The sequence below is a fragment of the Dinoroseobacter sp. PD6 genome (assembly GCF_028807315.1).
Classification (GTDB): Bacteria; Pseudomonadota; Alphaproteobacteria; order Rhodobacterales; family Rhodobacteraceae; genus Dinoroseobacter; species Dinoroseobacter shibae.
In genome coordinates, this window is sequence record NZ_JARAMN010000004.1 from 224,409 (window position 1) to 242,265 (window position 17,857).

The window sequence follows — 17,857 nt, forward strand, 5'->3', positions numbered from 1 at the left end:
GGTGTCCGGCGCATGACGCGGTCCATGCTGGAGCTTGTCTTCGAAAACGGTCTGATCCTCGATCCGGTGGAGGGCCCCCTGCCGGGGCTGGCCATGGCGAGCGGACGCCTGGGCGCGCCGGGCCCGGCCGCGCGGCGCGTGGACCTGAAGGGGTTCGTGCTGCTGCCGGGGATCGTGGATCTGCATGGCGACGGGTTCGAGCGGCACCTGGCGCCGCGTCGCGGCGCGTTGCGCAGCATGGCCGACGGGCTGCGCGCGCTGGATGCGGAGCTGGCGGCGACGGGGATCACCACCGCCGTGCTGGCGCAGTTCTGGTCCTGGGAAGGGGGGCTGCGCGCGCCGGAGTTTGCCCGCGCCCTGGCGGCGGCGTTGCGGGACATGGCGCCGGTGTTGCGCACGCAGATGCGGATGCAGCTGCGGCTGGAGACCCACCTGGTCGACGATTACGCGGAGGTGCAGGCGTTTCTGCGGGCCGAGGGGATCGGCTACGTGGTGTTCAACGACCACCTGCCCCACCGGCGTCTGGCGGAGGGGCGGCGGCCGCCGCGGCTGACCGGGCAGGCGCTCAAGAGCGGGCGGAACCCGGAGGCGCATCTGGCGCTGATGCAGGGTCTGCACGCGCGCCGCGCCGAGGTGCCCGCGCGGCTGGCGGAGTTGGCGGCGGCGTTGCGGGCGGAGGGCGTGCTGCTGGGCAGTCACGATGACCGGAGCGCGGCGGCGAGGGCGCAGGCCCGGGCATTGGGCGCCACCATCGCGGAGTTTCCCGAAACGGCGGAGGCGGCCCGGGCCGCGCGGGCGGCGGGCGAGCCGGTGATCCTGGGCGCGCCCAACGTGATGCGCGGGGCGTCCCATGCGGGCAATGCCTCGGCCCGGGACCTGATCGCCGAGGGGCTCTGTGATGCGCTGGTCTCGGATTATCACTACCCATCGGTGCGGGCGGCGGCCTTGCTGCTCGCGGGCGGAACGGGACCGGAGCTGGCGCAGGTCTGGCGCATGGTCAGCACCCGCCCGGCGGAGATCCTCGGGCTGCGGGATCGCGGGCGGCTGGTGGCGGGCGCGCGGGCGGACCTGACGGTGCTGGAGGCCGCGACCGGGCAGGTGGCGGCGAGTTTCGCGGGGGGCACGGTGTCCTTCCTGGCGGGCGCGTTCGCCGACCGCCTGCTGGGCTGAGCGGCCGCGCGGGGGAGGTTTTGCGCCGCCCTTCGGGCGTCGCCGGGAGCCGGACCTGCGGTCCGGCGGGATGCTGGCGAGCGGGTGCCTTGCGCGGCTTCGAGTTCCGGCACCCCAGGCGGTCCCACGGCATCGAAACTCCGAGGCATTGCGCCGCCCTGCGGGCGTCGCCCGGGGGCCGGACCTGTGGTCCGGCTGGGGCGTTGTGACGCCGTCTTGCGCGGGGCGCGGCCCTGTGATCATGCTGGCCCATGACCGGCGCTTCCCCTTTGCGACTGTTCCTGCTCGTCGCGCTCACCATGACCGCGTTTGCGGCCAATTCCCTGCTCAACCGCGCGGCCCTGGCCGGGGGGGAGATCGGCCCGGCGGCCTTTGCGGCGATCCGGCTGGGCTCCGGCGCGCTGGTGCTGGCCTTGCTGGTGATGCGGACCCGGCCCTTGCGGCTGCGCAAGCCCGGGCGGTGGATCGGGGTGGGGAGCCTTGCCCTGTACATGGCGGGTTTTTCCTATGCCTATCTCAGCCTCGATGCGGGGTTGGGGGCGCTCATTCTGTTCGGCGGGGTGCAGATCACCATGTTCGCGGGTGCGCTGCTGTCGCGCGACGCGATCCCGGTGACGCGGTGGCTGGGCGCGGGCCTGGCGCTGGCGGGGCTGGCGCTGTTGCTGTGGCCCGGGGCGGTGGGGCGGCCGGACCCGCTGGGCCTTGCGCTGATGAGCCTCGCGGCGGTGGGCTGGGGGATCTATTCGCTGCACGGGCGGGGCAGCACCGAGCCCCTGGCGGACACGGCGGCGAATTTCGTGCTGACCCTGCCGCTATGCCTGCTGGTGGTGGCGATCTGGCCCGACGGGGTGGCGATCAGCCTGTGGGGGATCGTCCTGGCGGTGATCTGCGGAGCGGTGACCTCGGGGCTGGGCTATGCCCTGTGGTACACGGTGCTGCCGCAGCTGGGTGCGAGCCGGGCGGCGGTCGCGCAACTGACCGTGCCGGTGATCGCGTCCCTGGGCGGGCTGCTCCTGCTGGGCGAGGCGATCACGCTGCTCTCGGTGCTGGCGACGGTGCTGGTGCTGGGCGGCGTGGCCCTGTCCCTGCGGCGCGGTTAGCGGACGATCGGCTCCAGCGGGTCGTAGAGCAGGCCCTGGCCCCAGGCGACCTGCGCCAGGCTGTCGGGCTTCACGCGCAGGCGGGCGAGTTCCGTGCGGGTGACGAAGCGGCGCTCGGTCACGATGCCTTCGGGGTCCTGCCAGGCCGCGTCGAGGGTGCCGGACAGGATCGTGGCGCGGAAATAGATGTCCACCTGGTGAAAACTGCCCGCGGGATCGTGGAACTCGTTCACGAGGCAGGGGGCGCCCACGGCGATCCGGAGCCCGGTTTCTTCGTGCACTTCGCGGGCGAGGTTCTCGGGCAGGGAGGTGCCGGGGACCACGCCGCCGCCCGGGGCGCTCCACAGGTCGCTGCGCCCGTCCGGGTAGGCATTGACCAGCAGAAGCCGGTTGTCGCGCAGGATCACGGCGCGGGCGGCGAGGCGGGGTGAGGGCGCGGGCATGGGCCGACAGTGTCGCTGCGTAACGGGCTTGGCAAGCCCCTCGCCTTGGCCCGGACGGGCGGGTAGGGTGTGGACATGACTTTCCGTGCGCTTCTTTTGTGTTTCGGCCTGCTGATGCCGCAAACGGCCTCGGCGGCCTGTGTCGTGCTGCTGCACGGGCTGGCGCGGAGTGACGCGTCCTTCACGGTGATGGAGGCGGTGCTGCGCGGGCTGGGCCATGCGGTGGTCTCGCCCACCTATCCGTCCACCGAGGCGACGGTGGAGGAACTGGCGGCACAGATTGTGCCCGCCGCCCTGGGCGCCTGCGCGCCCCGGAAGGCGCATGTGGTCAGCCATTCCATGGGCGGGATCCTGGTGCGGGCGCAGGCAGCGGTGGCGCCCCTGGAGAACCTGGGCCGGGTGGTGATGCTGGCGCCGCCGAACCAGGGCTCGGAGCTGGTGGATGCGCTGGGCGACTGGGCGATCTTCCAGTGGGTGAACGGGCCTGCGGGGCGGCAGCTGGGCACCGGGCCCGACAGCCTGCCGAACCGGCTGGGCCCGGTGGGGTTCGAGACCGGGGTGATCGCGGGCACGTCGAGCTGGAACCCGCTCTTCTCGCAGCTGTTGCCGGGGCCCGATGACGGCAAGGTCACGGTGGCGCGGACCAAGGTGGCGGGGATGGCCGATCACATTATCCTGCCGGTGTCCCATACCCTGATGATGAACGACCCCAAGGTGATCGCCCAGACGGTGCATTTCCTGGAGAACGGCCGCTTCGCGCCGGAGATGAACTATGCCGAGGCGGTGCAGCGGCTGTTCAACGCCTCGGAGCTGAGCACGCGGCTGGAGGCCCTGGGCGAGTAAAATCCTTGACGAAGGATTTTACCAAGACCCTTGCTTAAGGGTCTTGGACCCGGCTCAGGCGGCCTGGGCGTTGTGGGTCAGGGCGAGGAACACGTCTTCGAGGTCGGGCTCTTCGGTGGCCAGTTCGCGGATGCGGATGCCCGCGTCATGGACCGCCTGCAGGATCGTCTCCACCGGGATCTGGCCGCGCCGGTAGGTGAAGCCCAGGGTGCCGTCGGGCCGGGCCTCGGCCTGCACCCCGTCGATCCGGGGCAGGGTGCCGTCATGGCCGTCCTCGGGGGAGATCACCAGCGTCTTGGCATCCAGTCGGCTGAGCAGGGTCGGGGTCTTGTCCTGGGCGATCTTGGCGCCGTGGTTGATGATCGCGATCTCGTCGCACATCTGTTCGGCTTCTTCGAGGTAATGGGTGGTCAGGATGATCGTCATGCCCTGTTCGTTCAGCTTGCGCACGTTGCGCCACAGCATCTGGCGCAGTTCGATATCCACGCCGGCGGTGGGCTCGTCGAGCACCAGCACATGGGGGGTGTGCACCAGCGCCTTGCCCAGCAGCAGCCGCCGCCGCATCCCGCCCGACAGCGACCGGGAATAGGCGTCCGCCTTGTCCGACAGCCCGATCAGCGCGAGGATCTCGTCGGTGCGCCATTCCGAGCGCGGCACCCCGTAGAGCCCGCTTTGCATGTCGAGCGCGCCGCGGGGGGTGAAGAACGGGTCGAGGTTCAGCTCCTGCGGCATCACGCCGATGGCCGCGCGGCTCTGGCGGGGGTTCACGTCCTGGTCGAAGCCCCAGATCCGCACCTGTCCGGCGGTTTTGCGCACCAGCCCGGCGAGGATGTTGATCAGCGTCGACTTGCCCGCGCCGTTCGGGCCCAGCAGCCCGAAGATGGAGCCGGCCGGGATTGTCAGGTCCACGCCCTTCAGCGCCTCTTTCGCAGGCTGGCCGTTGGCGGCCCGGTAGGTCTTGCGCAGGCCGGTGATCTCGATTGCGGGGGGGCGTGTTTGGCTCTGGTCTGGCTGTGACATGGCGTCCCTTCGTCCGTTCCCTGCGCGGCGGCGGCTTGTCCGTGCGCGCGCAAGACGTATGATGCGCCCGACCTAGGGGCGGTCGCGCCCCGTGGCAAGCCTTTGTGATGCCAGCCCTTGATGGAGCCGCCCCATGCCCACCGCCGTCCCCGAGACCAAGATCGTCACCCAATGGCGGATCGCCTGCGATGGCGGCGAGGGGGCGCTGGGGCATCCGCGTGTCTGGCTGCAGATCCCGCAGGAGCATGGCTGGGTCGAGTGCCCTTATTGCGATGCGCGATACATCCACAAGGATTTCGAAGGGAAGATCGACGTCGCCTGACGGGGTCGGTCCCGCGCAGCCCCGATGAGGGGGCTGCGCCACCTGGCCGTGGGCGCGGTCGGGGTGCTGGGCCTGTACCTGGGCGCGGCGCTTCTGGGCGCGCTGGTGCCCGCCGGACCCGACCCGGACGACAGCCCCGCCGCGACGCGCGGCCCGGAAGTGACGATCGGATTGATCGGCGGGCCGATCCATTATGACTTCGTCCTGCCGATGACGTCCGAGACACGGCAAGCCTTCGCGCCCCTGGCCGCGGCGGGCGTGCCGGTGGACGCGCCGGAACTCGCCTGGATGGTCGTCGGTTGGGGGTCGGAGGCGTTCTACACCACCGTGGGCACCTGGCGCGATGTCTCGGCGGCGGCGCTCTTCCGGGCAGTGACCGGGGATGCGTCGGTGCTGCGCGTGGGCCTTTACGGGCCGGTGGACTGGGGCGCGCGGTGGCGCGAGGTCCGGGTGAGCGGGCCGGAATATGCGCGGCTCCTGGCGGCGATCCGCGGCAACTTCGCGACCAGACCGGGCAGCGCACCGGGGCTGGTCGCGGGGCCAAAGCCGGGGCGGTCCGGGTGGTTCTTTGCGGCGGAGGGGCGGTTCAATGCCCTGCGGACCTGCAACACCTGGGTCGGCACCATGCTGCGCGCCGCGGGCCAACGCTTCGGCATCTGGACGCCGACGCCTTACGCGGTGCGCTTGTCCCACGTTCTGCACCTGCGCTGAGGGCAGATTGCCGTTTGGTCAAGCGCGGACCTGGTGCGAAATCGTGCTATCTTGGCTTTCATGACGCATTTTCACGACCCAGAACGCCCCTATTCCCGCGCCGAGGTTCTCAGCGACGCGGCGGTTCATCTGGGCGCGCTGGGCGCGGCGCTGGCGGCGGTGCCGGTGCTGATCACCCTGGGCGCGGTGTGGCAGCTGGGGGCGGGGCCGGTCACCGGTCTGGCGGTTTATGGCGGCAGCCTGATCGTGATGCTGCTGTGTTCGTACCTGTACAACCACGTGCGCTGTTCGGACTGCGTGATGCGCCTGCGCACGCTCGACCAGAGTGCGATTTTCGTCAAGATCGCAGGGACTTACACGCCCTTTGCCCTGATCTCGGGCACCGGGTTCGGCTTGCTGACCGCGATCTGGAGCGGGGCGGCGCTCGGCGTTGTCCTCGCCGCCCTGCGCGGGCGCGGCTCGGTGCTGCCCTGCGCGGTTCTGTGCCTCGTGCTGGGCTGGGCGATCGTGGTCGGGGGGCAGACCCTGCTGGCGACCCTGTCGATGCCGGTGATCGTTCTGATGGCGGTGGGCGGGGTGCTCTATTCGGTCGGAGTGCCTTTCCTGCTGGCCAAGCGGATGCCCTATCACAACACGATCTGGCACGGCTTCGTGGTGGTGGCGAGTGTGCTCTACTTCATCGCGATCTTCGTCCACATGGTCCAGACCGCCGCCCCGGTCACCTGACCCCTCGCCAATCCCGCGGCAAGACTATATCGCTGTCCACGTAGTGCGACGAGGGGGCAAGGCATGGCATTCGGCAAGGGACATCACCTGCATCTGATCGACGGATCGGCGTTCATTTTCCGCGCCTATCACGCGTTGCCGCCGCTGACGCGGAAGTCCGACGGGCTGCCCATCGGGGCGGTGTCGGGCTTCTGCAACATGCTGCAGCGCTATGTCGAAGGGAACGCTGGGGGCGATGTGACCCATGTGGCGGTGATCTTCGACAAGGGCAGCCATACCTTTCGCAATGATCTTTACGACCAGTACAAGGCCAACCGCGAGGCGATGCCCGAGGACCTGCGCCCGCAGATCCCCCTGACCCGGACCGCGACCGAGGCGTTCAACATCGCCTGCAAGGAGATGGAGGGGTTCGAGGCGGACGATATCATCGCGACGCTGGCCTGCCAGGCGCGCGAGGCCGGCGGGCGCTGCACGATCATCAGCTCCGACAAGGACCTGATGCAGCTGGTCGGCGGCGGGGTCGAGATGCTGGATGCGATGAAGAACAAGACCATCGACGTGGACGGGGTGTTCGAGAAATTCGGCGTGGGCCCCGACCGGGTGGTCGATGTGCAGGCGCTGGCCGGGGATTCGGTGGACAACGTGCCCGGCGCACCGGGGATCGGGATCAAGACCGCGGCGTTGCTGATCAACGAGTATGGCTCGCTCGAGGAGCTTCTGGACCGGGCCGGGGAGATCAAGCAGCCCAAGCGCCGCCAGACCCTGATCGAGCATCGCGCCCAGATCGAGCTGTCGAAGCGGCTGGTGCAGCTCGATTGCGACATGGAGCTGGATTTCACCATCGAGGACCTTGAGGTGCGCGATCCGGAGCCGGAGACCCTGCTCGGTTTTCTGGCCGAGATGGAATTCCGCACCCTGACCAAGCGGATTTCGTCCGCCCTGGGGGTGGAGGCGCCCGCCGTGGCGGAGCCCGCAGCGACGACGGCCTCGCCAGAGGCGGAGGAGCACCCCCCCCTGAGCGCGTCGGAGCATGTCACCATCCGCGACGCGGAAACCCTGCAAAGCTGGATCGACGCGATCCATGCGCGCGGGGTGGTGGCGGTGGACACCGAGACCACGGGCCTCAACGAGATGCGCGCGGATCTGGTGGGCGTGTCGCTCTGCGTGGAGCCGGGGCGCGCGGCCTACCTGCCGCTGGCGCACAAGGACGGTGGCGGGGCCGACGACCTGTTCGGCGGGGAGGCGAAGCTGGCCGAGGGGCAGCTGGATTTCGAGACCGCGCTTGGGATTCTCAAGCCCGTGCTGGAGGACCCTGCGGTCCTGAAGATCGGGCAGAACATGAAATACGATGCCAAGATCCTCGCCCGGAACGGGATCACGGTGGCGCCCATCGACGACACGATGCTGCTGAGCTACGCGCTCCATGCCGGGTTGCACGGGCACGGGATGGACGCGCTGTCGGAGCGCTATCTCGACCACACGCCGATCCCGATCAAGACCCTGCTGGGCACCGGCAAATCCGCGATCACCTTCGATTTCGTGCCCATCGAGGAGGCGACGAAATACGCCGCCGAGGATGCGGAAATCACGCTGCGTCTGTGGCAGCGGTTGAAGCCGCGCCTGCACCTGGCGCAGGTCACCCGCGTCTACGAGTGGATGGAGCGGCCCATGGTGCCGGTTCTGGCCGAGATGGAGATGCGCGGGATCAAGGTCGATCGCGACACGCTGAGCCGGATGTCGAATGCGTTCGCGCAGAAGATGGCCGGGCTGGAGGCGGAGATCCACGAGCTGGCGGGGGAGAGTTTCAACGTGGGCAGTCCGGCGCAATTGGGCGAGATCCTGTTCGAGAAGATGGGGTTCGAGGGGGGCAAGACCGGCAAGTCGGGCAAGTATTCGACCCCGGCGGATGTGCTGGAGGATCTGGCGACAGAGCATGACCTGCCGCGCCGGGTGCTGGATTGGCGGCAGCTGTCGAAGTTGAAATCGACCTACACGGACGCCTTGCAGGATCATATCAACCCCGAGACCGGGCGGGTGCATACGTCCTACTCGATTGCCGGGGCGAATACGGGGCGATTGGCTTCGACCGATCCGAACCTGCAGAACATCCCCGTGCGCTCCGAGGAGGGGCGGCGCATTCGCGAGGCCTTCGTGGCGGAGCCGGGGCATGTGCTCGTGTCGCTCGACTACAGCCAGATCGAGCTGCGCATCCTCGCCCATATCGCCGGGATCGACGCGCTCAAGACCGCGTTCCGGGACGGGCTGGACATTCATGCGATGACCGCGTCGGAGATGTTCGATGTGCCGCTGGACGAGATGACGCCGGAGGTGCGGCGCCAGGCCAAGGCGATCAATTTCGGGGTGATCTACGGGATCTCGGGCTTTGGCCTCGCGCGGAATCTGCGGATCCCGCGGGCCGAGGCGCAGGCCTTCATCGACACCTATTTCGAGCGATTCCCCGGCATCCGGGCCTATATGGACGACACGGTCGCCTTCGCGAAGGAGCATAAATACGTGCAGACCCTGTTCGGGCGGAAGATCCACACGCCGGAGATCGGCGCGAAGGGGCCCCAGGCGGGGTTCGCCAAGCGCGCGGCGATCAACGCGCCGATCCAGGGAACGGCGGCGGACATCATCCGGCGCGCGATGGTGCGGATGCCCGCGGCGATTGCCGACCTGCCGGCGCGGATGCTGCTTCAGGTCCATGACGAGCTGATCTTTGAGGTGGAGGAAGACGCGGTGGACCGGGTGATTCCGGCGGTGCGCCAGGTGATGGAGGGGGCCGCCGCGCCGGTGGTGCATCTCGATGTGCCGCTGACGGTGGATGCGGGCCAGGGGCGAAGCTGGGCGGAGGCGCATTAGGGCGCCGGTGGCGCGGGCCAACGGCTTTCGAAAGCCGTTGAGCGGCCCGGCGGCAGCCGGAGGCGCACCGCCAGCCGGGAGGCGCGACGGTCGGGTCAGCGCCGGTCAAGGGCTTTGCAAAGCCCTTCCAAGCGCGTTCGAACGCGCTTGACCCGCGCGCGGTGGACACGGAACTTGCGAGCATGCTGATCGCCTTCAACAAGCCCATGAATGTGCTGTCGCAATTCACTCCCGAGGGAAAATGGCGCGGGTTGAAGGACTGGATCGATGTGCCGGGCGTCTATGCCGCCGGGCGGCTCGACCGGGATAGCGAGGGCTTGCTGCTGCTGACCGATGACGGGCGCCTGCAGGCGCGGATCACCGAGCCGCGGGCGAAGATGTCCAAGACCTACTATGCGCTGGTGGAAGGCCGCCCGAGCCAAGACGCGATCAACCGTCTGTGCGAGGGGGTCAGTCTCAAGGACGGGCCGACGCGGCCCGCCAAGGTCGCCGAGCTTCCGGCGCCGGACTGGCTCTGGCCGCGCGACCCGCCCGTGCGGCTGCGCAAGACCGTGCCCGATGCCTGGCTGCGCCTGACCATCACCGAGGGCCGCAACCGGCAGGTGCGGCGCATGTGTGCCGCCGTGGGCCTGCCCTGCCTGCGCCTGATCCGCACGCAGATCGGGGATTGGACCCTCGACGGACTGGCCCCGGGGCAGTGGCGCCGGATCGCCCCCTGACTTCGGCCTCCTGACTTCGGCCCCGTGGCGCGGTGGCACGCACGGGCGGCGACGAATCGCGTCAGTCCTCGGCCAGCTCCGCCGTCGGGATCATCGGGAAGAACCGCCCGCCGGAGCGGATGCCGAACCAGTCGGTCCCGTCGAGCGCGGCGGTCTCGCCGATCTCCACCAGCCGGTAGAAGCTCTTGCGGTCGATCAGCGCCTCCAGCCCGCGGCGGATATGGACGTAGGGTGCGGGCTCCCCGGTTTCGGGGTGGCGCGTGACCCGGATCGGGTTGTCGGGGCCCGCGTCGGCGGTGTCGCCCACATGGGTGGTGAAGGTGATGACCTGGTCCGGGCCGGGGTCGGTGACGTCGAAATCCGTGGCCACGAAGGGCGCGTCCTCTACGGTGATGCCGACCTTTTCGACCGGGGTGACGAGGTAGAATTTCCCGTCCTCGACCTTCAGGATCGAAGAGAACAGGCGCACCAGCGGCGCGCGTCCGATCGGGCTGCCCTGGTAGAACCAGGTCCCGTCGCGGGCGATGTGGATATCCAGATCGCCGCAGAAGGGCGGGTTCCACAGATGCACCGGCGGCGGGCCCTTTTTAGAGGCGGCGCGCGCCGAGGCCGCCAGCCCGTCCGCGGTGGGGGTCACGATGTTTTGTCCGCTCATAGTTTTTGCCATTTGTCAGTGGGGCCATACTTTCCTGTAAGGTGACCATATAAGGCAATGGCAAGGAGCGGACATGGCTGACGCAGAGACCCTGGTTAAAGATATCGAACGGCTGGGGGAAAAGTTGGCCGAGGCCAAGGCCAGCATCGCCACGCAAATCATTGGGCAACCTACGGTTGTGGACCTGTCCCTGAACGCGATGCTGTCCGGGGGGCATGCCCTGCTGATGGGTCTGCCGGGGCTCGGCAAGACGCTTTTGGTCGATACGCTGAGCACGGTAATGGGGCTGAGCGCGAATCGGGTGCAGTTCACGCCAGACCTGATGCCGGCGGATATTCTCGGCTCCGAAGTGCTGGAAACCGGCGCGGATGGCGCGCGGTCCTTCCGGTTCCTGGAAGGTCCGATCTTCTGCCAGCTGTTGATGGCGGACGAGATCAACCGGGCCTCGCCCCGGACCCAGTCGGCGCTGTTGCAGGCGATGCAGGAAAAGCATGTGAGCATCGCGGGCCAGGAACGCCCGCTGCCCGCGCCGTTCCATGTGCTCGCCACCCAGAACCCGATCGAGCAGGAGGGCACCTATCCGCTGCCCGAGGCGCAGCTCGACCGCTTCCTGCTCAGGATCGACGTGGATTACCCGGACCGCGAGACCGAGAAGGGCATCCTCATGGCCACCACCGGCATCGACGGCGCGACCGCGCATCCGGTGTTCACCGGGGCGGAGTTGATCCACGCCCAGGAGGTCGTGCGCCGGATGCCCGTGGGCGACGCGGTGGTCGAGATGATCCTGGACCTGGTGCGCGCGTGTCGGCCGAACGAGCCGGAGGCCCATGACGCGGTCAACCGCTCGGTCTCCTGGGGGCCGGGGCCGCGGGCGGCGCAGTCGCTGATGCTGTGCGTGCGGGCGCGGGCGCTTCTGGACGGGCGGCTGGCCCCGTCGGCGGAGGATGTCGCGGCCCTGGCGCGGCCGATCCTGTCGCATCGAATGGCGCTGAGCTTTGCCGCGCGGGCCGAGGGCGTGATCCTCGAGGAGGTCATCGAGAATGTCACCCACGGCGTGACCCGGATCGAGCGGGCCGCGTGAGCAAGACGGGCTTCTCCGAGGCGCGCCATACTCCCGACAGTCTGCGCCACCGTTCGGAAACGGTTTCGGGCACCCTGCCGCCGCTCATGGTGGCGGCGGAACATCTGGCCGCGACCATCATGCTGGGCAATCACGGGCGCAAGCGGGCCGGGACCGGGGACGAGTTCTGGCAGTACCGCCCGGCGGAGGCCGGGGACGGCGTGCGGTCGATCGACTGGCGCCGATCCGCGCGGGCCGACAGCCCCTTCGTGCGGGAAAAGGAATGGCAGGCGGCGCAGAGCCTGATGCTCTGGGTCGATGATGCGCAGTCCATGGGGTTTACCGGCGGGCGCAACCGTCCGTCGAAGCTGCGCCGGGCGCAGACCATCGGCATGGCGCTTGCGATCCTGGCGATCCGGTCGGGGGAGCGGGTCGGGCTGATGAACCTGCCGGAGCCGCCCAAGGCGGGCAATTCGCAGCTGATCCGTCTGGCCGCGGCCCTGATGGACCCCAAGCACCCCGAGGATTACGGCAAGCCGGTCGCCCGGGTGATGCCCGCCGGCGCCCGGGCGGTATTCCTGTCGGATTTCCTCGGCGACACGGCCCCGGTGGAGAAGGCGCTGACCACGGCAGCCGACCGGGGCGTGAAGGGGGCGCTGGTCATGGTGCTGGACCCCGATGAAGAGGCGTTTCCCTTCGACGGGCGCACGGTGTTCGAGAGCATGTCGGGCGCGATCCGGTTCGAGACGCTGAAGGCCAAGGGCCTGCGCGAGGCCTATCTGCAGCGGCTGGCGGAGCGGAAGGACTGGCTGCAGACGCTGGCGCGGCGCACGGGCTGGCGGCTGGACATTCACCACACCGATCATCCGCCGGAGGACCCGCTCCTCTGGCTCTATCATGCACTGGAACAGGTACGCTGATGTTCACTCTGGGACCCATCGCCTTTGCGTCGCCCGGTCTGCTGCTGCTGCTTCTGGCGCTGCCGATCCTGTGGCTGATCCTGCGCGCGGTGCCGCCTGCGCCGATCACGCGGCGGTTTCCCGGTGTGGCGCTCCTGCTGGGGCTGAACGACCCGGAGAGCGAGACCGACAAGACGCCCTGGTGGCTGTTGTTGCTGCGCGCGCTGGCAGTGGCGGCGATGATCCTGGGCTTCGCGGGCCCGATCCTGAACCCCGACGAGCGGACGCCGGGGACCGGCCCGTTGCTGATCGCGGCCGATGCCAGCTGGGCCTCGGCGCGGGACTGGTCGGCGCGGCAGGACCGGCTGGAAGCGTTGCTGGAAGAGGCGGCGCGCGATGGCCGCCCGGTGGCGCTGGTCACCCTGACCGACCTGCCACCGGCGGAGATCGCCTTCGGCGCGCCGGAGGCCGAGCGCGCGCGCCTGCCCGGTGTGCAGCCCAAGCCCTGGCCGGTGAACGGGCCGGAGGTTCTGGCCTGGCTGGAGGCGGTCGAAGGCGATTTCGACACGTTCTGGATGTCGGACGGGCTGGACTGGCCGGAGCGGGACGCGGTGCGCGCGGCGCTGGAGGCGCGCGGCGCGGTGCGTGTGTTCGAAAGCCCGCGCGCGGTCTTCGGGATCAGCCCGGCGCGGATCGAGGATGGTGAGGTGCGGGTCGAAGTGCTGCGGTCCCCGCCCGCCGGGGAGCGTCCGGTGACGGTGATCGCCCGCGGCCCCGGCCCGAACGGGGTGACCCGGGAGCTGGGCCGCACCGAAGTGGTGTTCGAGGCCGGTGAGGCCACCCAGGAGGCGGTGTTCGACCTGCCGCCGGAGCTGCGCAACCGGGTGACCCGGTTCGAGGTGACGGGGCAGACCACCGCCGGGGCGGTGAGCCTCGCCGATGACGCCCTGCGGCGGCGGGAGATCGCGCTCTTCGCCGGGCGGGACGACCGCGAGGGGCTGGAGCTGCTGACGCCGCTGCACTACCTGCGCCGAGCTTTGGAGCCGACGGCCGACCTGCTGGAGGTGCCGCTGGTCGATGCGCTGCCGGCGAACCCGGATGTGATCATCCTGGCGGATGTGGCGCAACTGGCCCCGACCGAGGCCGAGGGGATCACGGAGTGGGTGGAAAACGGCGGTCTGCTGGTGCGATTTGCCGGGCCGCGGCTGGCGGCGTCCGATGTCTCGCGGCTCGAAGAGGACCCGTTGATGCCGGTGCGCCTGCGCGCGGGCGGGCGGTCCGTCGGGGGCGCGATGAGCTGGGGCGAGCCCAAGGCGCTGCGGCCCTTTTCCTCAAGCTCCCCCTTCTTCGGCCTGCCCCTGCCGGAGGATGTGGCGGTCACCGCTCAGGTAATGGCGCAGCCGGATCCGAACCTGCCCGATCGGGTGGTTGCGGCGTTGACCGACGGCACACCGCTGGTCACCCGCAAGGCCTTGGGGCAGGGGCAGGTCGTTCTGTTCCATGTCACCGCGAATGCGGAATGGTCGAGCCTGCCGCTCTCGGGGCTGTTCGTGCAGATGCTGGAGCGGTTGGCGGTGTCGTCGCGGCCCACGGCGCTGACCGCCGAGGCGCTGGCGGGCACCACATGGGTGCCCGAGCAGCTGTTGGGGCCCTTCGGGACGCTGGAGGAGGCCGGGCAGTTGGCCGGGATCCCGGGCGAGGATCTGGCGGAGGCCCCCCTGAGCGCGGAGGTGCCGCCGGGGCTTTATGCCGGGGATGACCGGCGGCTGGCGCGTAATGTGCTGGGGGCCGGGGCCGTACTGGCGCCGTCCGTCTGGCCCCCATCGATCACGGTCGAGGGGCTGGAAGCGCAGCGGGATCAACCCTTGGCGGGCTTCTTGCTGACGGCGGCGCTGGCGTTGTTGGCGTTGGATATCCTGGCGGCTCTGTGGCTGTCTGGACGGCTGCGGCAGGCCCATGGGGCCGCGGCGGCGGCCCTGGTGGTCGTGCTGCTCGGGCTGGGGACGCCCCCCGCCACGGCGCAGGAGGGCATCCCGGATGACGTGCTGGCGCTGGAGGCGACCACGGCGGTGGTGCTGGCCCATGTGCGCACGGGCGATCCGCGGCTCGACGAGATCGCCTATGCGGGGCTGCGGGGGCTGTCGCAAATCCTCACCCAGCGCACCTCGATCGAGCCGGACGATCCGATCACCGTGGACCTGGAGACCGACGAGCTTGCGTTCTTCCCGTTCCTCTACTGGCCGGTATCGGACAGCCAGCCGCTGCCCTCTGCGGAGGCTTACGCCAAGCTGAACCGCTACTTGCGCGGGGGCGGGATGATCCTGTTCGATACGCGGGATGCGGATGTGGCGCAATTCGGCAATGACAGCCGGGGGATGCGGGCGCTGCGGCGGCTGGCGGCCCCGCTGGACGTGCCACCCCTGGAGGTTCTGCCGGCCGATCACGTTCTGACGCGGACGTTCTACTTGCTGCAGGACTTCCCCGGACGTCACAACAACCGCACGCTCTGGGTGGAGGCCGCGCCGCCCGACGCGGAGCAGGTCGAGGGCATGCCGTTTCGCAACCTCAATGATGGGGTCACGCCGGTGGTGATCGGCGGCAATGACTGGGCGGCGGCCTGGGCGGTGGACGAGGCCGGGCGCGCCATGGTGCCGGTCGGGCGCGGCTTCTCGGGCCGCCAGCAGCGCGAGCTGGCCTATCGGTTCGGCGTCAACCTGATCATGCATGTGCTGACCGGCAACTACAAATCCGACCAGGTCCATGTGCCGGCACTTCTGGAAAGGCTGGGTCAATGAACAGCGGCACGGTGATCTTCGACCCCTATCTGCCCTGGGCGGTGCTGGGCGCGCTCGGCGCTCTGATGGCGGCGCTTCTGCTCTTTGCGGGGGCGCGCGGGCTTCTGGGCGCCTGGGTGCGCGGGCTGGCGACGGCGGCGCTGCTCCTGGCGCTGGCGAACCCGTCCTTGCAGGAAGAGGATCGCAGCCCGCTGACCGATATCGTGCTGGTGGTGGTGGACGAGACCGCGAGCCAGCGGATTTCCGACCGCACCGAGCAGACCGAGGCGGCGCTGGAAGAGCTGAGCGCCGAGATCACCGCCCGCACCAATACCGAGCTGCGCGTGGTCCGGGTGGGCGACGGGCCGGGCAATGCGGGTACGCTGCTGGTCGCGGCGATGACCGAGGCGCTGTCGGAGATCCCGCAGGCGCGGCTGGCGGGCACGATCCTGCTGAGCGACGGGCAGGTCCATGACCTCGGCCCGATGCCCAACCTGCCGGCGCCCTTGCACCTGCTGCTGACCGGGCGGGAGGGCGACTGGGACCGCCGCCTCGTGGTCAAAACCGCGCCCGCCTTCGGCATCCTGGGCGAAGAGGTCGAGCTGACCGTGCGGATCGAGGACCAGGGCGATGTGCCCGCCGCCGCCCAGGGGCAGGTGTCGCTGGAGATCGCCGTGGACGGGGGGGAGCCCTTTGCTGTGGACGTGCCCGTGGGCCGGGACATCACGGTGCCGCTGTCGCTCGACCATGGCGGCATGAACGTGGTGCAGCTGACCGTGCCCGAGGCCGAGGGCGAGTTGACCGACCGCAACAACGCCGCCGTGGTGCAGATCAACGGGGTGCGTGACCGGTTGCGGGTGCTGCTGGTCTCGGGCGAGCCCCATGCGGGGGAGCGGACCTGGCGCAACCTGCTGAAATCCGACAGTGCGGTGGACCTGGTGCATTTCACCATCCTGCGCCCGCCGGAGAAACAGGACGGTGTGCCGGTCTCGGAATTGTCGCTGATCGCGTTCCCGACGCGGGAGCTGTTCCTGGAGAAGATCGACGATTTCGACCTGATCATCTTCGACCGTTATCGGCGGCGCGGGATCCTGCCGCAGATTTACCTCGCGAACATTGCGCAATATGTCGAAGCGGGCGGTGCGGTCCTGGTGGCCGCGGGGCCGGATTTCGCCTCGGCCAATTCGATCTATCGCTCGCCGCTGGCGGATATCATCCCCGGCGAGCCCACGGCACGGGTGATCGAGGAAGGCTTCACGCCGGAGATCAGCGACGTGGGCAACCGGCATCCGGTGACCGCCGGGCTTGCGCCGACCAACCTGGCCGAGGGGGAAGCGCCCTGGGGCCGCTGGTTCCGCCTGATCGAGGTGGAGCCGATGGCGGGCGAGGTGGTGATGACGGGCCCGGGCGACCGGCCGCTCCTGATGCTGGACCGGGTGGGCGAGGGGCGCGTGGCGCTCTTGGCGTCGGATCACGCCTGGCTGTGGTCGCGGGGCTACGAGGGCGGCGGGCCGCAGCTGGAGCTGCTGCGCCGGTTGGCCCATTGGATGATGAAGGAGCCCGAGTTGGAGGAGGAGGCGCTGACCGCCACCGCCGAGGGTCAGACCATGACCATCACCCGCCGCGCCCTGACCGACGGGGAGCGGGAGGTGACGGTGATCGGCCCGGACGGGGTCGAAACGGTCGTGCCCCTGACCGAGATCGCGCCGGGGCGCTGGAGCGCGGAGTTCACCGGCGCCGAGCCTGGCCTCTACCGTCTGAGCGACGGGGAGCTGGACGCGGTGGTGGGCCTCGGCCCGTCTGCGCCGCGGGAGTTCGAGGAAACCCTGGCCAGCGGCGAAAAGCTCGCGGCGGCGGTGGATGCGACCCGGGGCGGGGTGCTGGCGCTGGAGAACGGTGTGCCGCGGCTGCGCGATGTGGGCGAGGGCCGAAACGCCGCCGGGCGCGGCTGGATCGGCCTGACCCCGCGGGAGGCGGCGCTGACCACGGACCTGCGGATCAGCCCGCTCATCGCCGCGTGGCTGTTCCTGGCGCTGGTGGCGCTCCTGACCATCGCCGCCTGGCTGCGCGAAGGGCGGCGAAGCACGCCCAAGGCCGGTTGAGGCTCAGTCCGGCAAGCGCAGGGTAAAGGGCGTGCCGGTGTAGCCATCGAGGTTGCACCGGGCGCGTATCACCAGTTCGGTCACGCCTTCGGGCACGCGCACCCCGCCGAGGCTGCGGGTGAAGGGCTGCTCTTCCACATGGGGATGGGCGAGGACCCGTGTGCCCAGGGAGACGCCGTCGGGGGTCAGCACCTCCCACCCGTCCGCGTAATGGTCCCAGCCGGTATCCGGATGGCTCAGGGTGACGGAGATGCGCCAGCCCGCACCGCTACGCTGGGCTTCGGCGGTCTCGATGACCGAGGGGCTGGCCCAGAGCGGGGCGGTGCAGAGCAGGCCCAGGGCCAGCGCGGGGATCAGGGGTCGGGGCATGGGGGTCTCCATCATCAGGGCCCCGCGATCCTGCCACAGGTCGGAGCGCGCGGGGCTCACGAATGCGCCAGCGCGGCTTTCA

The 17,857-nt window shown here is 69.8% G+C and carries 16 protein-coding genes; 12 read left to right on the forward strand and 4 right to left on the reverse strand.

Going from position 1 to position 17,857, the window contains the following annotated elements; translation table 11 throughout:
- Positions 1 to 24 precede the first annotated feature (24 nt).
- Complete coding sequence (locus PVW48_RS09140; protein WP_274581111.1) at positions 25 to 1,170, forward strand: alpha-D-ribose 1-methylphosphonate 5-triphosphate diphosphatase; 1,146 nt, start codon at positions 25 to 27, stop codon at positions 1,168 to 1,170.
- 251 nt (positions 1,171 to 1,421) lie between these two features.
- Positions 1,422 to 2,270, forward strand: coding sequence for a DMT family transporter (locus PVW48_RS09145; RefSeq protein WP_012179577.1), 849 nt, complete (start codon positions 1,422 to 1,424; stop codon positions 2,268 to 2,270).
- Here PVW48_RS09145 and PVW48_RS09150 read toward each other — a convergent pair.
- Positions 2,267 to 2,713, reverse strand: coding sequence for an NUDIX domain-containing protein (locus PVW48_RS09150; protein ID WP_274581112.1), 447 nt, complete (start codon positions 2,711 to 2,713; stop codon positions 2,267 to 2,269). The two genes, PVW48_RS09145 and PVW48_RS09150, sit on opposite strands and share 4 nt — an antisense overlap.
- Before the next feature lie 75 nt (positions 2,714 to 2,788).
- Here PVW48_RS09150 and PVW48_RS09155 point away from each other — a divergent pair, with 75 nt between their 5' ends.
- Positions 2,789 to 3,556, forward strand: coding sequence for an alpha/beta fold hydrolase (locus PVW48_RS09155; protein WP_274581113.1), 768 nt, complete (start codon positions 2,789 to 2,791; stop codon positions 3,554 to 3,556).
- Between the two features lie 54 nt (positions 3,557 to 3,610).
- On the opposite strand, the gene PVW48_RS09160 is transcribed toward PVW48_RS09155, so the two are convergent.
- The gene (locus tag PVW48_RS09160; RefSeq protein ID WP_012179574.1) at positions 3,611 to 4,576 is read right to left on the reverse strand and encodes an ABC transporter ATP-binding protein; all 966 of its coding nucleotides are present in this window, start codon (positions 4,574 to 4,576) and stop codon (positions 3,611 to 3,613) included.
- Positions 4,577 to 4,709: 133 nt separating this feature from the next.
- Here PVW48_RS09160 and PVW48_RS09165 point away from each other — a divergent pair, with 133 nt between their 5' ends.
- The 5 genes from PVW48_RS09165 (at position 4,710) to PVW48_RS09185 (ending at position 9,916) form a co-directional block, all read left to right on the forward strand.
- Entirely contained in the window at positions 4,710 to 4,898 is a 189-nt protein-coding gene (locus tag PVW48_RS09165) for a zinc-finger domain-containing protein (protein ID WP_274581114.1), read from the forward strand.
- Between the two features lie 24 nt (positions 4,899 to 4,922).
- A complete protein-coding gene (locus PVW48_RS09170; protein ID WP_274581115.1) occupies positions 4,923 to 5,609 on the forward strand; it encodes a TIGR02117 family protein in 687 nt (228 codons plus the stop codon).
- Between the two features lie 60 nt (positions 5,610 to 5,669).
- A complete protein-coding gene (gene trhA, locus PVW48_RS09175) occupies positions 5,670 to 6,335 on the forward strand; it encodes a PAQR family membrane homeostasis protein TrhA (RefSeq protein WP_274581116.1) in 666 nt (221 codons plus the stop codon).
- A gap of 63 nt (positions 6,336 to 6,398) precedes the next feature.
- Positions 6,399 to 9,197, forward strand: coding sequence for a DNA polymerase I (polA, locus tag PVW48_RS09180; protein ID WP_274581117.1), 2,799 nt, complete (start codon positions 6,399 to 6,401; stop codon positions 9,195 to 9,197).
- 182 nt (positions 9,198 to 9,379) lie between these two features.
- A complete protein-coding gene (locus tag PVW48_RS09185; protein WP_274581118.1) occupies positions 9,380 to 9,916 on the forward strand; it encodes a pseudouridine synthase in 537 nt (178 codons plus the stop codon).
- A gap of 61 nt (positions 9,917 to 9,977) precedes the next feature.
- On the opposite strand, the gene PVW48_RS09190 is transcribed toward PVW48_RS09185, so the two are convergent.
- Entirely contained in the window at positions 9,978 to 10,571 is a 594-nt protein-coding gene (locus PVW48_RS09190; protein WP_274581119.1) for a DUF1285 domain-containing protein, read from the reverse strand.
- 73 nt (positions 10,572 to 10,644) lie between these two features.
- On the opposite strand from PVW48_RS09190, the gene PVW48_RS09195 reads away from it, so the two are divergent.
- From PVW48_RS09195 to PVW48_RS09210, 4 genes are read left to right on the forward strand one after another with little or no spacing between them, the layout of a single operon-like run.
- Positions 10,645 to 11,652 carry an AAA family ATPase gene (locus tag PVW48_RS09195; RefSeq protein WP_012179567.1) on the forward strand — a complete coding sequence of 336 codons (1,008 nt, stop codon included), beginning with the start codon at positions 10,645 to 10,647 and terminating at the stop codon, positions 11,650 to 11,652.
- Positions 11,649 to 12,551 carry a DUF58 domain-containing protein gene (locus PVW48_RS09200; protein ID WP_274581120.1) on the forward strand — a complete coding sequence of 301 codons (903 nt, stop codon included), beginning with the start codon at positions 11,649 to 11,651 and terminating at the stop codon, positions 12,549 to 12,551. Before PVW48_RS09195 ends, PVW48_RS09200 begins: the two co-directional genes overlap by 4 nt.
- Positions 12,551 to 15,325: a DUF4159 domain-containing protein gene (locus tag PVW48_RS09205; protein WP_274581121.1), complete on the forward strand. Its 2,775-nt coding sequence runs from the start codon at positions 12,551 to 12,553 to the stop codon at positions 15,323 to 15,325. The genes PVW48_RS09200 and PVW48_RS09205 overlap by 1 nt, the downstream gene beginning before the upstream one ends.
- Positions 15,322 to 17,406 (forward strand): hypothetical protein, encoded by a 2,085-nt coding sequence (locus PVW48_RS09210; protein ID WP_274581122.1) that lies wholly within the window; start codon positions 15,322 to 15,324, stop codon positions 17,404 to 17,406. Before PVW48_RS09205 ends, PVW48_RS09210 begins: the two co-directional genes overlap by 4 nt.
- Positions 17,407 to 17,409: 3 nt before the next feature.
- On the opposite strand, the gene PVW48_RS09215 is transcribed toward PVW48_RS09210, so the two are convergent.
- Positions 17,410 to 17,790, reverse strand: coding sequence for a hypothetical protein (locus PVW48_RS09215; protein WP_338020471.1), 381 nt, complete (start codon positions 17,788 to 17,790; stop codon positions 17,410 to 17,412).
- Positions 17,791 to 17,857: the final 67 nt, after the last annotated feature.

Excerpts from the sequence above, each read along its gene's own strand:
- PVW48_RS09185 (WP_274581118.1), top strand. The coding sequence starts at position 9,380 with ATGCTGATCGCCTTCAACAAGCCCATGAATGTGCTGTCGCAATTCACT.
- PVW48_RS09155 (WP_274581113.1), top strand. The coding sequence starts at position 2,789 with ATGACTTTCCGTGCGCTTCTTTTGTGTTTCGGCCTGCTGATGCCGCAA.
- PVW48_RS09145 (WP_012179577.1), top strand. The coding sequence starts at position 1,422 with ATGACCGGCGCTTCCCCTTTGCGACTGTTCCTGCTCGTCGCGCTCACC.
- PVW48_RS09215 (WP_338020471.1), bottom strand. The coding sequence starts at position 17,790 with ATGATGGAGACCCCCATGCCCCGACCCCTGATCCCCGCGCTGGCCCTG.
- PVW48_RS09195 (WP_012179567.1), top strand. The coding sequence starts at position 10,645 with ATGGCTGACGCAGAGACCCTGGTTAAAGATATCGAACGGCTGGGGGAA.
- PVW48_RS09205 (WP_274581121.1), top strand. The coding sequence starts at position 12,551 with ATGTTCACTCTGGGACCCATCGCCTTTGCGTCGCCCGGTCTGCTGCTG.
- PVW48_RS09160 (WP_012179574.1), bottom strand. The coding sequence starts at position 4,576 with ATGTCACAGCCAGACCAGAGCCAAACACGCCCCCCCGCAATCGAGATC.
- PVW48_RS09190 (WP_274581119.1), bottom strand. The coding sequence starts at position 10,571 with ATGAGCGGACAAAACATCGTGACCCCCACCGCGGACGGGCTGGCGGCC.
- PVW48_RS09210 (WP_274581122.1), top strand. The coding sequence starts at position 15,322 with ATGAACAGCGGCACGGTGATCTTCGACCCCTATCTGCCCTGGGCGGTG.
- PVW48_RS09165 (WP_274581114.1), top strand. The coding sequence starts at position 4,710 with ATGCCCACCGCCGTCCCCGAGACCAAGATCGTCACCCAATGGCGGATC.
- PVW48_RS09140 (WP_274581111.1), top strand. The coding sequence starts at position 25 with ATGCTGGAGCTTGTCTTCGAAAACGGTCTGATCCTCGATCCGGTGGAG.
- PVW48_RS09170 (WP_274581115.1), top strand. The coding sequence starts at position 4,923 with ATGAGGGGGCTGCGCCACCTGGCCGTGGGCGCGGTCGGGGTGCTGGGC.
- PVW48_RS09150 (WP_274581112.1), bottom strand. The coding sequence starts at position 2,713 with ATGCCCGCGCCCTCACCCCGCCTCGCCGCCCGCGCCGTGATCCTGCGC.
- trhA (WP_274581116.1), top strand. The coding sequence starts at position 5,670 with ATGACGCATTTTCACGACCCAGAACGCCCCTATTCCCGCGCCGAGGTT.
- polA (WP_274581117.1), top strand. The coding sequence starts at position 6,399 with ATGGCATTCGGCAAGGGACATCACCTGCATCTGATCGACGGATCGGCG.